At 64.4% G+C, this 13,845-nt stretch carries 15 protein-coding genes; 4 read left to right on the plus strand and 11 right to left on the minus strand.

The genetic code is table 11. The features are described from left to right. Positions 1 to 15: 15 nt before the first annotated feature. Genes ACVT6V_RS26710 through ACVT6V_RS26725 form a run of 4 tightly spaced genes read right to left on the minus strand, consistent with a single transcriptional unit; the run spans position 16 to position 2,144 of the window. Positions 16 to 285 carry a DUF4235 domain-containing protein gene (locus ACVT6V_RS26710; RefSeq protein ID WP_489897079.1) on the minus strand — a complete coding sequence of 90 codons (270 nt, stop codon included), beginning with the start codon at positions 283 to 285 and terminating at the stop codon, positions 16 to 18. Between the two features lie 10 nt (positions 286 to 295). Beyond that, a complete protein-coding gene (locus ACVT6V_RS26715) occupies positions 296 to 580 on the minus strand; it encodes a DUF3618 domain-containing protein (protein ID WP_489897080.1) in 285 nt (94 codons plus the stop codon). Beyond that, positions 577 to 975: a phage holin family protein gene (locus ACVT6V_RS26720; protein ID WP_489897081.1), complete on the minus strand. Its 399-nt coding sequence runs from the start codon at positions 973 to 975 to the stop codon at positions 577 to 579. Before ACVT6V_RS26720 ends, ACVT6V_RS26715 begins: the two co-directional genes overlap by 4 nt. A 41-nt stretch (positions 976 to 1,016) precedes the next feature. Further along, entirely contained in the window at positions 1,017 to 2,144 is a 1,128-nt protein-coding gene (locus tag ACVT6V_RS26725) for a YihY/virulence factor BrkB family protein (RefSeq protein ID WP_489897082.1), read from the minus strand. 185 nt (positions 2,145 to 2,329) lie between these two features. Here ACVT6V_RS26725 and ACVT6V_RS26730 point away from each other — a divergent pair, with 185 nt between their 5' ends. Further along, positions 2,330 to 2,464 carry a hypothetical protein gene (locus ACVT6V_RS26730; protein WP_489897083.1) on the plus strand — a complete coding sequence of 45 codons (135 nt, stop codon included), beginning with the start codon at positions 2,330 to 2,332 and terminating at the stop codon, positions 2,462 to 2,464. 392 nt (positions 2,465 to 2,856) lie between these two features. On the opposite strand, the gene ACVT6V_RS26735 is transcribed toward ACVT6V_RS26730, so the two are convergent. From ACVT6V_RS26735 to ACVT6V_RS26765, 7 genes are read right to left on the minus strand one after another with little or no spacing between them, the layout of a single operon-like run. Beyond that, the gene (locus tag ACVT6V_RS26735; RefSeq protein ID WP_489897084.1) at positions 2,857 to 3,834 is read right to left on the minus strand and encodes a zinc-binding dehydrogenase; all 978 of its coding nucleotides are present in this window, start codon (positions 3,832 to 3,834) and stop codon (positions 2,857 to 2,859) included. Positions 3,835 to 3,891: 57 nt separating this feature from the next. Then, entirely contained in the window at positions 3,892 to 4,635 is a 744-nt protein-coding gene (locus tag ACVT6V_RS26740) for an IclR family transcriptional regulator (protein ID WP_489897085.1), read from the minus strand. Between the two features lie 30 nt (positions 4,636 to 4,665). After that, positions 4,666 to 5,541 carry an HpcH/HpaI aldolase/citrate lyase family protein gene (locus ACVT6V_RS26745; RefSeq protein ID WP_489897086.1) on the minus strand — a complete coding sequence of 292 codons (876 nt, stop codon included), beginning with the start codon at positions 5,539 to 5,541 and terminating at the stop codon, positions 4,666 to 4,668. Continuing rightward, positions 5,538 to 6,020 (minus strand): MaoC family dehydratase, encoded by a 483-nt coding sequence (locus ACVT6V_RS26750; protein ID WP_489897087.1) that lies wholly within the window; start codon positions 6,018 to 6,020, stop codon positions 5,538 to 5,540. The genes ACVT6V_RS26745 and ACVT6V_RS26750 overlap by 4 nt, the downstream gene beginning before the upstream one ends. A 28-nt stretch (positions 6,021 to 6,048) precedes the next feature. Beyond that, entirely contained in the window at positions 6,049 to 7,215 is a 1,167-nt protein-coding gene (locus ACVT6V_RS26755) for an acyl-CoA dehydrogenase family protein (protein ID WP_489897088.1), read from the minus strand. Positions 7,216 to 7,270: 55 nt separating this feature from the next. Then, the gene (locus ACVT6V_RS26760) at positions 7,271 to 9,253 is read right to left on the minus strand and encodes an AMP-binding protein (protein WP_489897089.1); all 1,983 of its coding nucleotides are present in this window, start codon (positions 9,251 to 9,253) and stop codon (positions 7,271 to 7,273) included. Further along, complete coding sequence (locus ACVT6V_RS26765) at positions 9,250 to 10,482, minus strand: CaiB/BaiF CoA transferase family protein (protein WP_489897090.1); 1,233 nt, start codon at positions 10,480 to 10,482, stop codon at positions 9,250 to 9,252. Before ACVT6V_RS26765 ends, ACVT6V_RS26760 begins: the two co-directional genes overlap by 4 nt. 317 nt (positions 10,483 to 10,799) lie before the next feature. Here ACVT6V_RS26765 and dctP point away from each other — a divergent pair, with 317 nt between their 5' ends. From dctP to ACVT6V_RS26780, 3 genes are read left to right on the plus strand one after another with little or no spacing between them, the layout of a single operon-like run. Next, positions 10,800 to 11,900, plus strand: coding sequence for a TRAP transporter substrate-binding protein DctP (dctP, locus tag ACVT6V_RS26770; RefSeq protein WP_489897091.1), 1,101 nt, complete (start codon positions 10,800 to 10,802; stop codon positions 11,898 to 11,900). Further along, complete coding sequence (locus ACVT6V_RS26775) at positions 11,893 to 12,528, plus strand: TRAP transporter small permease (RefSeq protein WP_489897092.1); 636 nt, start codon at positions 11,893 to 11,895, stop codon at positions 12,526 to 12,528. The genes dctP and ACVT6V_RS26775 overlap by 8 nt, the downstream gene beginning before the upstream one ends. Beyond that, positions 12,528 to 13,811 (plus strand): TRAP transporter large permease, encoded by a 1,284-nt coding sequence (locus ACVT6V_RS26780; protein WP_489897093.1) that lies wholly within the window; start codon positions 12,528 to 12,530, stop codon positions 13,809 to 13,811. Before ACVT6V_RS26775 ends, ACVT6V_RS26780 begins: the two co-directional genes overlap by 1 nt. The last annotated feature ends 34 nt before the right edge of the window (positions 13,812 to 13,845 follow it).

Genomic DNA, 13,845 nt, shown 5'->3' on the forward strand with positions numbered 1-13,845 from the left:
ACCCGCCAACAGCCCCTACTCCGGAGATTCGTGCGTGATCGCCTTGTATCCGCGAGCCCCCGCACGATCGACAGCCGCACGGACGAGACCGAAGATCAATCCCTGCAGCGCGGCGGCCGCGAGGACTTCGGTGTTGCTGCGCTGCAGGTCTTTCGGGTCGGGTGCATCGGGCTCATCGGAGACTTTCGCCCAGACCTTGTTGAACACGGCACTGGCGGCCATGCCGCCCAGCACACTGACGCCGATCGCGAGCGGCTTGTAGAAGGCTTTGGATACAGAACTCATTCGCAGACTCCTATCGATTCCGGCGACGGATGGCAACGACTGCGCCGAGCGCCAGCACAGCGGCGACGACGGTGCCGATCACGATCTGCCGATTCTCTTGCACGTGGTCGGCAGCATTGTGGAGGTGCTCACCGGCGGCGGCATTGACGCGAGCGGGAACGTCGAGTTTCTTGGCGAGTGCGTCGACGGTCTCGGCGAGCTCCTCGCGCTGCTGTTCCACGGGTGGTGGGTTGTCGACGGCCGGTGCGGTGTTGGTGGGCCCGGTGTTGCCGGGCTCGGCGGCTGGGCTGGTCATCGGAGATGCTCCTTCACTGTTTCGACGTCACGCTGGACGCTGGCGGCGGTGGCCTGCGGGGCAGGCGGGACGGCGGATTTGGCGCGTTGCGCGCCGATCGCGGCCGCGACGCCACCGATGATCAGCAGAATGACGCCGACGATCACTGCCGCGAGCCACGCGGCCACCGCGTTGGCCAGCCCGAGGACCGCGGCCGTCACCAGCGTGCCGAGGCCGAAAAGCAGGAGCAAGGTACCGATTCCGGTGATGCCGACGCCGATCCCCAGGCGTGTGCCCTTGGTCTTGACCTCGTCGAGAGCATCGCGGATCTCTGTTCTCACCAGCGTGGTGGTCTGGTGCTGTAATCGTTCGACGAGCTGTACGGTCGACAACTCCTCTGTTCTGTGCTCGGCCATGATGCCGCTCCTTGGGTGTGGTGGTCGATGATTGGGCCGCATCAGGCGTGCTCACGCTCGGTATCGGACGACGATTCGGTGTCGTTCGACGAGTCGATGTCCGCCGACGGATCGGCATGGTTCCCGCGCGACGTTCGCAGCGCACGTCCCCGTTCGATGAACTTCTGGTCGGTCTTGGCGTTCTTGTCCGACGCCGTGGTGTCGCGCGGGGGCAGCTGTAGGTGTTCCTCGGCGGGCATGCCGGCCTGCAATTGGCGGCCGCGTTCGAGTTCGGCGTCGAACTCGGCGCCGAACAGCAGTGCCAGGTTGGTGATCCACAGCCACAGCAGGAAGACGATCACACCGGCCAGCGCGCCGTAGGTCTTGTTGTAGTTCGAGAAGTTGGCCACGTACAGCCCGAACAGCGCCGATGCGAGAATCCAGGTGACGATGGCCAACACCGCACCGGCACTCATCCACCGGAACTTCGGTTGCTTCACGTTGGGTGTCGCCCAGTACAAGACGGCAACCACCACGATCACGAAGAGCAGAATCACCGGCCAACGGGCGATGTTCCAGATCGTCAAGGCGGTGTCGCCGAGCCCGATCGCATCGCCCACGGAGGTGGCGATCGGTCCGCTAACGGCGAGCATCACTCCGACCGCGGCGGCCATGATGAGCGCGACGAGCGTGATCAGCAGCATGATCGGCCGCAACTTCCAGATGGGTCGGCCTTCGTCGATCTCGTACATGCGGTTCATCGCCCGGCTGAACGCGCCGACATACCCCGACGCCGACCACACCGCCCCGAGCAGACCGACGACGAGGGCGATGCCGGCGCTCGGCGCGGAGACCAGTTGCTCGATCGGGCCGCGCAATGTGTCCACGGCCGACGAGGGGCCGACGTCGTCGATCATCTGCAGCACCGTGTCGGTGGTCTTCTCCCCCTGCCCGAACACACCCAGCAGCGACACCAGTGCCAGCAACGCCGGGAACAGGGACAACACCGCGTAGTAGGTCAGTGCTGCCGCGAGATCGGTGCACTGATCGCGCGAGAACTCACGCGCCGTCTTGCGCACGGTGAACCACACCGACGGCTTGGTCAGGTCTGTCGGGGATTCGGGTTTGCGGGGATCATCCGGATCGATCGAGGCAGGGTCATCCCGCACGTCCCTACCGGAGACCGTCATCTTCCGAGACCTGTGCGTTGTACTCACTCATGGGTCCCGGATACCACCGCCCGGGAATCCGAAACCTCACGGTGATGGCACGCCGCGTTGGCGGGCCCCACCGGGCATCCACGCCGAGCTCGTCGTTGGGTGCAGAAGACGTCCGCCGGGATTGCCGGTGACGCGGCCGCCCCTACGATTGCCCCATGCTCGCGCCCCACGCAACCTTTCCCGCGCATGCCGCCGCCGATCCGGAGTCGACATCAGAGATTCTCGGACCGCAGTCCGGACTGCCCTGGCGTATGCAGGGTGCTATGGGCTCTCGTCTGCCGACATCGTGATCGACGATGACTTCCAGATTCGCCGCCAACTGAACCAACAGTTCGAGGACTATAAGACCGAACTCGAGCAGTACCTGGTGTCCTGAGCACGGTGAAACAGCCAGAGGGTTCCCAATGAGCATCGACGAGTCAATCATCGCGCTGAAGGGCGAACGCCTTCCTCGCGACGACTTTCTCCGGACACTGAGCACGGCTGTGCTGACCGTCCCTGTCCCTTGGCGAGCCGGGTGCCACCCCGCGGACCTTCCAGATCGACGGCGCGGCCGGCAAGCTCGCCGAGCAAACCGGCTCTTCCCGATTCAGAGTGCGTCGAGGTGTTCTGCGAGCTGTCCGAAGTGGATGAGTGAACGCAAGATGTGGTGGCCGAGGTTGCGGAAGCCGAGCATGCAACGCTACTGCGTCAGCACGATCTTGCCGATCGCCTCCCCTGACTCCAGCAGACGGTGAGCATCGGCGGCCTCTGTGAGCGGAAAACTCGCAGCGACTCGCGGCGGGGCCACCGCACCGCCGGCAACGAGATCCAAGAGCCCGAGAAAATCTTCAGGCCCGCCCATCGTTGTGCCCAGCAGACTGTACTGACCGAAGAAGAACGTGCGCACATCCATAGTCGCCTCTTCCGCGACGTTGGCACCCAGCACCACTATCCTCCCACCCGGCCGCAGGGCTCGGGTCGAGAGCTGCCACAGGCCAACCGGGTCGAGGACCACGTCGAATCCACCTCCACCCGGTACCAGTGCCGAGGCTCGCTCGGGCCAGGAACTGTCGGTGTGCAGCACGCCGTCCACGGCGCCGTACTCGCGGGCGCTGTCGAGTTTGGCCGCCGACGAGGCGGTGACATAGACATTGGCTCCCAGCGCCCGCGCCAACGCGAGCGCCATGGTGGAGACGCCGCCACCGGCTCCGACGATCAGTAGATTTTCTGCGCGGGACAACCCAGCTCGCGTTACCAGCGCGCGGTAGGCGGTCACCCCCACCGGGGAAAGCGCGGCCGCCTGCTCCCAGGAATACCCGGCCGGCTTGGGTGCGACACATTCCGCGGGCACCGCAACGCACTCGGCATAGGTGCCGGCCAGGTGATCGCCGAGAATCCCGAAGTCGGCAGCTGGCGCATCTGTGCTGTCACCCCATCCGAGGGACGGCAGAATCACCACCTCCTCCCCGGTGTCGGCGCGTATTCCGGCGCCGTCGGCACCTGGCGTATGGGGCAGCGGCGATCGATACTGACCTCGCCGTACCAAGACGTCGTGCCAATTGAGGGCACTCGCCCTCAGCTCCACCAACACCCATCCGGGTTCTGGGATCGGTTGCTTCACTTCGTCGAGCACGAGTTGCTCCGGCCCGCCGAAGTCTCTCATCACAACAGCTTTCACGACGGTGTCAGCCCCATTCAGCGTCAGGTCGGTTACGAGCGGGACCGGCTGTGATCCTCACCCGGGGGTGTCTTCATTGCTCAACCGAGAGACCGCGTCGCGAACTGCTCGGGTGATGTCGTCGGCTCTCCCGGAGAACCGCGTGGACGGCCCGGCGACCGTCATAACGCCGGTCACACTGGGGCCGTCGAATATCGGCGCCGATACCGCATGGAGATCGGACAGGGTATCGCCGCGATTCACCGCGAATCCGTCCGCACGAACCTGCTCCAACTCTCGCCGCACCCGGTCGCGCTCGGAGACCAGGGGAAAATTTCGCTCCAAGTACTTATCGCGATATGCGGAATTGGCGAAGGCCAAAAAGCAGCGGCCGGCACTGGTGGGATACAGCGGCCGCCGAGCCCCGATGGTCGGGTGATACCTGACCTGCTTGGCCGACTCGATCGCGTCGATGGTGACCATCGAGTCGCCGGCCAGCGCAACCAGGGCTACGGTCTCATCGAACTCCAGACTCAGGCCTTCCATCTCGGCACGGATGCGGTGATCGGCTTCGGTTTTCGGCATGACCAGCGCGCCCAGCGCAGGTCCGAGGTTGTACCGCCCGTCGTCAGTAACACGCAGGTATCCGGTGGAGACCAGCCCGTGCACCAATCCGTGTACCGACGAACGCGGTGCCTTCAGTTCGGCGACGATCTCCGCCAGTCGCACGCTCTGATCCGATTTGGCGACGAACTCCAATATCCCGGTGACCCGTGAGACCGTGCGATGCTCGCTCGATTTGTCCGCTGCCGGCTCGGTCATCTGCCCATCCTGTTCACCTCTTCGACATCATCACCGAGGTATCAGCGCCAACACTTTGTGCGCCTGCCTCAGGTGTGGCGCGTCCAGCATCTTGCCGTCCAAGGCCACGGTCCCGGTCTCCTCCGATGCGAACGCGTCCACCACGCGCTGAGCGTATCGAACCTCCGCGGGGGTCGGTGTGAAGGCGTCGTTGACGATGTCGACCTGCTTCGGATGCACCACGATCCGGCCGGTGAACCCCTCCGCGCGCGCCGCACGGGTGGACGCCATCAGCCCGTCGGCGTCGCTGAGGTCCACGTACAGCGTTTCGACGGCGTGCACGCCTGCCGCGGCCGCCGCCAGCAACGTCTGGGACCGAACATGGACGTACGTCGGAGCCCACCCGCCGTCGGCACCGAGATTGGTGCTGGCACCGATGGTTGCACTCAGGTCCTCTGCTCCCCAAGTGAAGCCATACACCCGAGAACTCCCCGGATTTGCCGCCAGATCAGCGAGACGCAGCGCAGCCAGCGGTGTCTCGGTTGCAACCGGAAGAAGCTGAATCGACCCTCTCTCCACGCCGAAAGCCACTTCCAGCGCGTCGAGGTGATTGCTGAGCGTCGTCAGAGCCTGCGGGCCGTTGATCTTCGGTACGACGATGCCCGCCGGTGCCGCGCGCACCACCGCGGCCAGATCCAGCAGTGCATGTGCACTCTCCAAGGGATTGATGCGCACCCAGAGTTTCTGACTAGCAGCGGCGTTCGTGAGGAACTCCGCGCTGATGTCGCGGGCAATGGCCTTGCGGCTCTCGCTCACCGAATCCTCGAGATCGATGATGAGCGCATCGGCGCTGGTGCTGGTGGCCTTTTCGAGTTTGCGCTCACTGTCCCCGGGGACGAAGAGCATCGACCGCAGCGGCGTGGTCATGCCGACGCTTTCACGTCGGTGGTCTCTTCGGTGGGCCGTTTGCGTTGCAGACCAGACCGTTTGCACGATGCGACCAGGTCGTCGTGCTGGTTGAACGCTCGATGCAGGAAGGTGACGATGCCCTGGTCCGGACGCGACCGCGACTCGCGGAGTTCGATGACCTCGGAGGTCACTCTGACCGTGTCGCCGTGAAAGAGCGGCTTCGGGAATCGCACCTCGTCCCAGCCGAGGTTGGCCACGGCGGTGCCGAGGGTCGTGTCGCCCACCGAGATCCCCACCATCAGGCCGAGGGTGAAGGCGCTGTTCACCACCCGCGACCCGAATTCGGTGCCCTTCATGTACTCCTCGTCGAGGTGCAACAGGGCGGGATTGTGCGTCATCGCGGTGAACAGCACATTGTCGGTCTCGGAAACAGTGCGTCGGATGGGGTGGTCGAAGGTCTGACCGACGTGTAGTTCGTCGAACCAGAGTCCGGGCATCGTGGTGGCCTTTCGGTGGAATCGGGCGTCAGTAGCTTCTCGGGAGTCCCAGCACGTGGGAGCCGAGATAGTTGAGGACCATCTCCTGACTGATCGGGGCGATGCGGGTCAGCCGGGCCTCGCGGAAGTAGCGGGCAACGTTGTACTCCTCGGAGTACCCCATGCCGCCGTGGGTCTGTAGCGCCCGATCCGCTGCCTCGAAGCCCGCTTCTGCGCACAGGTACTTCGCCGAGTTGGCCTCCCGGGCACACGGCAGTCCGTTGTCGTAGAGCCAGGTGGCCTTGCGCAGCATCAGTTCCGCGGCATCGAGTTTGGCGAGCGAGTCGGCGAGCGGGAACTGGATTCCCTGGTTCTTGCCGATCTGGCGGCCGAACACCTCGCGCTGATTGCCGTAGTTGACACCTGCTCGCAGTGCGGCGCGTCCGATGCCGAGGGCTTCGGCAGCGACGAGCATGCGCTCCGGATTGAGTCCGTCGAGTATGTAGCGGAATCCTTCGCCTTCCTCCCCCACTCGATCCGCGACGGGCACCTCGAGGTCGTCGATGAACAACTCGTTGGAGGTCACCGCGTTACGGCCCATCTTTTTGATGGGCCGGATGTCGATCGCGTCCCGGTCGATGTCGGTCAGGAACAACGTCATGCCGTCGGTCTTGCGCTTTGAGTCCTCCGGCTTCTGTGTCCGGGTGAGCAGCAGGATCTTCTCCGACTCCGCGGCCTTGGAGATCCATACCTTGCGGCCGTTGACGATGTACTTGTCGCCGTCGCGTTTGGCGAACGTGGTGATCTTGGTGGTGTCGAGTCCGGCGCCCGGCTCGGTGACACCGAAGCAGACGTGCAGATCCCCGTTGACGATCCGCGGGAGCGTTCGACGCTTGAGTTCGTCGCTGCCGTGGACGATGACGGGATGCATGCCGAAGATCGACAGGTGCATCGAGCTGGCGCCGTTCATTCCGGCGCCCGAGGCCGCCACCTGTTCGAGAATGATGGACGCTTCGGTGATGCCATAGCCGTGTCCGCCGTACTCCTCCGGGGTGGTGATCCCGAGCCATCCGCCGTCCGCGAAAGCCCGGTAGAACTCGTCCGGGAACTCGTGGGCAGCGTCCTTCTCCTGCCAGTACTGGTCGTCGAACTTGGCCGCGAGTTCAGTGACCGTATCCCGGATGGTGGTCTGGTCGTCGGTCAGTGAGAAGTCCATCGTCATTTCCTATCTGTGGTGGTCGTGGGGGTGCTGGGTGGCTGCGTCGCTCGGCTCATCCGGCGGTCGGCTGTGGTCGCAACCGACTCGATCGCCGCAGCCCGGCGAGTGCGCTACTGATGCCGTCGAGTGATTCGGGGTTCTCCGCGCTCGACAAGTCACCTGGATCGGTATCGGTGGCCACCGCGCGGATCGCTCGGCGAATCACTTTCGCCGAACGTGTCTTCGGCAAGGCGGGTACCGCGATGACTTCGCTCGGGGCGAACGGTTTGCCGACGTTGTCGGCGACGAGCCGGCGCAGTTCTGGGCCCACCGCATCCGGGTCCGCGTCGTCTCGCGGAACCCAGAACACCCACACGGCCTCGCCCTTGCGCGGATCGGGTACACCCACGGCTGCTGCTTCCCGCACCGCCGGATGGGCCGCCAGCGCCGACTCGACCTCGGCGGGAGCCAGTCGCTTGCCGCCGACATTCATGACGTCGTCGGAGCGTCCGAGGATGTACCACGCGCCGTCTTTCGGATCGACCAGCGCGAAGTCGCCGTGACACCAGATCCCCTCGAACGTGGACCAGTACGATTCGAGGTACCGGTCGTGATCGCGCCAGATGCTGCGCGTCATCGACGGCCATGGTGTGCGGCACACCAGTTCACCGATCTCGCCGCGAACCGGTTGTCCGTGATCGTCGACCACATCGACGTCCATACCCAGCGACGGGCCACCAAGCGAACAGCTCGGAATCGGCTCCACCGGGTACGGCGCGAGGAACGAACCGCCGACCTCGGTGCCGCCGGAAAAGTTGATGACCGGCACCCGGCCGCCGAAAACCTCCGCCGCCAACCAGTCGTAGGAATCCGAATCCCACGGCTCGCCCGTCGATCCGAGAGTCTGTACCGAGGACAGCTCATACTCGGCGATCTCGTCCAGCGGTGTCGCACGCAGTGTTCGGATCAGCGTAGGTGACACTCCGAGCATCGTGATGTCATGTCGCGCAACGAGGTCCCACAGGCGACAGCGGTCGGGAACGTCCGGCGCTCCCTCGTACAGCACCAACGACGCGCCATTGGCGTGTGCGCCGATGGTAGCCAGCGGGCCCATCACCCAGCCCATGTCGGTGATCCAGCAGAAACTGTCGCCGGGTCTGATGTCGAAGGAATACGCAACTTCAGTGGCGACCTTCACAGTGAAACCGGCGTGCGTGTGCACCGCACCCTTCGGTTTTCCGGTGGTCCCCGAGGTGTAGCCGAGCATCAGCGTGTGCATCGCCGGAAGACGACGCGGGGTGTGCGCGGTGGCGGACTTGATGAGTGACTCCCAGGACACGACGGTCGCAGTGCCCGGCGAGAATCGATCGACAGCGCCCCCGTTCGACACGGCGACGACCGTGGCCACCGATGGGGCCGAGCCGAGCGCCTCACTCAGGGCCGAGGACATGTCGACGCGCCGACCGCGGCGCATGGTGCCGTCCGCCATGATCACGGCAGTGACCCCCGCATCGTTCAGCCGAGCGGAGATCGCTGGCGCGGCGAACCCGGAGAACAGCGGGACCACGATCGCCCCGATGCTCGCCGCGGCGTAGAAGGCCACCACGGCCTCGGGGATCATCGGGAGATACAGGGCCACGGTGTCGCCGGTTCCGATGCCGAGATCGCTCAATCCGGCTGCGGCACGCGACACCTGTTCGGCGAGGTCGGCGTACGACAGGATCGTCGTCGCACCGTTCTCGTCCTCGTGGATCACGGCCGGCCGATCCGGGTCCTCGGCCCGCCAACGAGTGATACACGCGTCGACGACGTTGAACTCACCGCCGACAAACCAGTCGGGATTCGCTGCTCCGTTCGTGAGATCGAGAACCGAACTGTAGGGCGTTGTGAACGGGATACCGAGGTCACCGATCGCTGCGTCCCAGTACCACGCGGGGTCCGTCTGCGACATCGACCGCAACTCGTCGAGCGAATCGATCCCGTGGGACTGCGCCAGGCGCGTCACATTCGCGCGCGCGACTCGGTCGGCACCCGGCTTCCAGATGTAGTCACTCATCGGACACTTCCATTGCTGTACGCGCGGTTTCGCTCGTCATGTGCGACTCCTGACGAGATCAGATGGTCGATCGCGTCAGCGTCGAGTCCCAGTCCCGCGAGCACCTCCCGGGTGTCCGCACCCCGCGGTTGCGGCGTCGTACGCACCGTCCCCGGGGTCTCACTCAACTTGATCGGGATGCCCACTCCTCGGTAGTCCCCGTGTTCGATCACCATCTGCCGATGACGAACATGGTCGTCGCGCAAGACCTCGCCGACGTCACGCACCGCCGACGCCGGAATCCCCTTCGCAAGAAGCTCTTCGGCGAGTTCGTCCTTCGCGAATCCGATCGTCCGCGCCCCCAGGAGGCTGGTCAGGGCCGCCAAATTGGCCAGACGGTCGGCGTTGGTCCGAAACCGGTCGTCGTCGTTGAGTTCTGGCGCTCCCAGCACATCGACCAGGTTGCGGAACTGACGGTCGTTGCCCACACCGATGAACACCTGACCATCACGGGTGTCGAACGTGTCGTAGGGCGCCACGGTCGGGTGAGCGGAACCGCTGCGGACGGGGATGCGGCCGTCGGCCAGGTTGGACGCCGAGTGCGGATGGAGTAATGACACCGCGGTGTCCGCCAAAGTGCAGTCGACTATCTGCCCACGACCAGTACGATCGCGGGCGGCCAGCGCGAGCAGAATCCCACTGAACGCGTAGATGCCTGTCACCATGTCGACGATCGGCACACCGACGCGCAGCGCTGGGCCGTCGGCCTCGCCATTGATGCTCATCAGGCCGCCGTAGGCCTGCGCGACGGCGTCGTACCCGGGTAGTCCGCCCATCGGGCCGTCGGCGCCGAACCCCGTGATGCGGCCGACGATCAACCGTGGATACCGCTCCCGCAGCAGTTCGTCAGAAAAGCCCCATCGCGCCAAGGTGCCGGTCTTGAAGTTCTCCACCACCACATCGCTGTCGGCGAGAAGAGTGGCGAGCACCCGTTGCCCGGCTTCGGTGCTCAGGTCCAGGCAGATATTGGTTTTGTTGCGGTTGATCGCGTTGTAGTACGCACTCTCATCGTCGTTCACGAACGGAGGACCCCAACGGCGGGTGTCGTCGCCGGCAGGTGGTTCGACTTTGGTCACGGTTGCGCCGTGGTCGCCGAGCAGCTGACAGCACAGCGGGCCGGCCAGAACTCTCGACAGGTCCAGGACCCGCAGACCTGTGAGGCTCTCCTGCGCGCTGTCAGTGTGGGTCACACCTGCTCCTTTGTCTTATATACGAACGCAAATAACGGATATACGGAGAGTCTGCGTGTGTCGCGGCGGGCTGTCAAGTGGCCAGGACTAACGAACCAGCGCATTTCACGATCGCTGATCCGGTCTCCGCACATTCCCGGGACGCGCGGTTGACGTGATGCGCATCACGAGCTAGCGTCCACATGTATTCGGAAATAAGACTTGCATGTTCTTATATAGGAACATGTCGATAGCGCGTCAGCCGTCCTCAACAACGCTGCGCCTCAACCGAGGCCGCGCAAGGACTTCAGCGCACACCATTGGACAGGGAGGTCGGAATGGGTTTGTTCGCTGCGCCCCGCACGAGGCGCCCCACCGCGTTGAGAAGAAGTCGGCGCTGGATGTTCCCACTCACCGGACTGGCAGCAGTCTTTGTGGCGACGAGCTGCACGGCGACGTCGCAGGGCAGCGACACCGTGTTGCGGTTCGCCGACAACTTCTCGCCGAGTCACCCGATCACCGCGAACGGGTCGATGTACTTCGTCGAGAAGCTACGCGAGACAGGGCCGGCGGTCGGGCTCGACGTCGAGTTCTATCCCAGCGGCCAATTGGGCGCGTTCGATGACGTGCCGACCATGCTGTCGTCGGGCATCTCCGATGTGTCCGGTGTGGTGCCCGCATATCTCTCGGCTCAGATGCCGCTGTCCAGCGCATTCGACCTGCCCGGCTACACCACGGATTCGTGTGTCGGTGCCGCAGCGGTAACGCGCGCGGTCTCGGAGGGATCAACGGCCAGAGAAGACGAGATCGCGCCGATGGGTATACGTCCACTCTGGAGCGTCCTGCTCACCGGATACGAGCTCATGACCTCCGCACCCGCCACCGATCCGGATACGCAGCACAGTGCGATCCTGCGATCGCCCGGCGGCGCAGTGGACCGAGTGGTAGACGAGATGGGCGCCGCCGGCGTCTCCATGCCGCTGGGCGACATGTACGAAGCCATCTCCCGCGGAACGGTCGACGGCACGGTCGCCAGTCCCACGAGCATGGCTCCGTACAAGCTCGCCGAGGTGCTCCGGCACAGCACCATCGGTGCGGGGCTGGGCTCGGTGGCGGTGCTCTACTCGATCTCGGAACAGAAGTGGTCCGAACTGAACGATGAACAACGCGATGTCATCACCGAAGCCGCAGCCGCGACCGAAGCTCATCTCTGCCAGAAACTGAACGAACTACTACCGGAATCACGCCAGCAGATGGCCGACGACGGAACCACTCTCGACGTCCTCACTCCCGCCCAGCAAGACGTGTGGACCACCGAGGTGTCGAAACCGGCCAGAGAGCAATGGCAGGCGGATCTCACCGACATGGGCCTGCCGGCCGGTGACGTGCTCGACGAGTGGGAGTCCGCGCTACGCGAGGAGGGCTACACCGATGACTGACATCGTCCAGAACCCGATGACGCAGAGTCCACAGCGGAACGGGTCCGCGCGCAGAACCACTTTCGGATATCTGACCGACGATCACCCGCGCCTGGACAAGGTGCAGAACACGATCTCGATGGTGGCCGGAGCTCTCGCGGCAATCGCCATCGTGGCGATGGCGGTGCTCGCCTGCGCCGAAGTGTTCTCCCGGGTCGCGCTCGACCAGCCGCTGGGGTGGAATGTCTCGTTCACCGAACGGTATCTGCTGACCGCCACCGCGTTCTTCGGCATGGTGACGGCATACCGGGCCGGGGCACACGTCGCAGTCACCAGCATCTTCGGCGCCCTCCCGCACAACGCCCAGAAGACGCTGCTGATCCTCACCCATGTCATCGTCGCGGTGATCTTTGCGCTGCTGTTCTGGTTCGGGCTGCAGGCGAGCCTGACGGCCCTGACACTGGGCGAGATTCCCCCGAAGGGCGCGACAGAACTATCCATACCGGAGTGGATCTGGCGATCGTTCATCCCGATCGGCTCACTGATGGCATTCACGATTGCGGTGATCGACCTCTATCGGGAACTCACCGCCCCATGGGGTGAGCTGGCAACCGATTACGACCCGGGCGACCTGACAGGGGCCGAATAATGACTGCACTGGCCATCTTTGCACTACTCATCGTCCTGATCCTGTGCCGAATCCCGGTCGCTTTCGCCATCATGACGGCAGGGCTTGTCGGTCTCGTCGTGATCGGTCAAGGCAACATCATCGACGGCGTCCTGGAAACGATTCCCGCGAGTTCGGTTACGAGCTTCACCCTGAGCGCCATCCCCCTGTTCATCTTCATGGCGCAGCTGGTCTTGCTGTCAGGACTACTGGATTCGCTGTTCGACGCCGCGCGCGCCGTGGTCGGGCGAGTTCGCGGCGGCACCGCCGTCGCCGCTGTTGGCGCCGGTACTGCGTTCGCCGCGGTGTCGGGCTCCTCCACCGCCTCGGCCGCAACGCTCGCCTATGCATCCACCGGGAAGATGATCGACGAGGGATACCATCCGCGGACTGCCTCCGGAATCGTGGCTGTGGTCGGCACATTGGCCGCCATGATCCCGCCGAGTATCGCGCTGGTCTTTTATGCGATCACCGCACAGACCAGCGTGGGTGACCAACTCATCGCAGGCTTTGTGCCCGGCATCCTCATCGCCGCGGCGATCATCGTGACGATGTACCTCACCATTCTGCGCAACGCGGACATGGCCCCACACGGTGAGCGAACCTCGATGTCCGCCAAGGGTTCTGCGCTGGTCAGCGCTTCTCCTATTCTCGTCTTATTCGCTGCAGTCGTGGGGTCGATCTACATCGGCTGGGCCACACCCACCGAGGCGGCGGCACTGGGATGCCTCGCGGCACTCCTGCTCGCAGCCGCGTATCGTCGCGCCACGCTCGCCGGCCTGCTTCACGCGGTCATCGAGACGGTGAAGTCGACGGCGATGATCTTCGCGATCATCATCTCCGCGCATGTATTCGGCCATTTCATCACCGAGACCCAGGTCGCGCCGAAGATCGTCGAGTGGATCGAGCAGCTGGCTTTGCCCGCGTTCGGCATCCTGGTGTTGATCGGACTGCTCTATGTGGTTCTCGGCTTCTTCATGGATCAGATCGCGATCATCGCGCTGACGGTGCCGATCGTCGTGCCCGTGATCGAGGCGCTTGGCTACGACCCGATCTGGTTCGGCATCCTGGTCATCCTGCTCGCAGAGATCGGACTCGTGACCCCACCGCTCGGTCTGAACGTGTTCGTGGTGTCAAAGGCTGCTGCTCAACCGGTCGGAGACGTGTTCCGCGGTGCATTGCCCTATGTGGGCACTCTGCTCGTGGTCGCGTTGGTATTCCTGATCTGGCCGGATATCGTGCTGTGGGTGCCGGAGAGCCGTTGATCAACGCGATGTTTGAGGCCGGCCCCTCACCCAT

The organism is Gordonia sp. LMA167 (genome assembly GCF_058130025.1).

What these genes read in the sequence shown, in the direction of transcription:
- ACVT6V_RS26725 (WP_489897082.1), bottom strand. Translation starts at nt 2,144, where the DNA reads ATGACGGTCTCCGGTAGGGACGTGCGGGATGACCCTGCCTCGATCGAT.
- dctP (WP_489897091.1), top strand. Translation starts at nt 10,800, where the DNA reads ATGGGTTTGTTCGCTGCGCCCCGCACGAGGCGCCCCACCGCGTTGAGA.
- ACVT6V_RS26775 (WP_489897092.1), top strand. Translation starts at nt 11,893, where the DNA reads ATGACTGACATCGTCCAGAACCCGATGACGCAGAGTCCACAGCGGAAC.
- ACVT6V_RS26720 (WP_489897081.1), bottom strand. Translation starts at nt 975, where the DNA reads ATGGCCGAGCACAGAACAGAGGAGTTGTCGACCGTACAGCTCGTCGAA.
- ACVT6V_RS26750 (WP_489897087.1), bottom strand. Translation starts at nt 6,020, where the DNA reads ATGCCCGGACTCTGGTTCGACGAACTACACGTCGGTCAGACCTTCGAC.
- ACVT6V_RS26715 (WP_489897080.1), bottom strand. Translation starts at nt 580, where the DNA reads ATGACCAGCCCAGCCGCCGAGCCCGGCAACACCGGGCCCACCAACACC.
- ACVT6V_RS26710 (WP_489897079.1), bottom strand. Translation starts at nt 285, where the DNA reads ATGAGTTCTGTATCCAAAGCCTTCTACAAGCCGCTCGCGATCGGCGTC.
- ACVT6V_RS26780 (WP_489897093.1), top strand. Translation starts at nt 12,528, where the DNA reads ATGACTGCACTGGCCATCTTTGCACTACTCATCGTCCTGATCCTGTGC.
- ACVT6V_RS26760 (WP_489897089.1), bottom strand. Translation starts at nt 9,253, where the DNA reads ATGAGTGACTACATCTGGAAGCCGGGTGCCGACCGAGTCGCGCGCGCG.
- ACVT6V_RS26730 (WP_489897083.1), top strand. Translation starts at nt 2,330, where the DNA reads ATGCTCGCGCCCCACGCAACCTTTCCCGCGCATGCCGCCGCCGATCCG.
- ACVT6V_RS26740 (WP_489897085.1), bottom strand. Translation starts at nt 4,635, where the DNA reads ATGACCGAGCCGGCAGCGGACAAATCGAGCGAGCATCGCACGGTCTCA.
- ACVT6V_RS26745 (WP_489897086.1), bottom strand. Translation starts at nt 5,541, where the DNA reads ATGACCACGCCGCTGCGGTCGATGCTCTTCGTCCCCGGGGACAGTGAG.
- ACVT6V_RS26755 (WP_489897088.1), bottom strand. Translation starts at nt 7,215, where the DNA reads ATGGACTTCTCACTGACCGACGACCAGACCACCATCCGGGATACGGTC.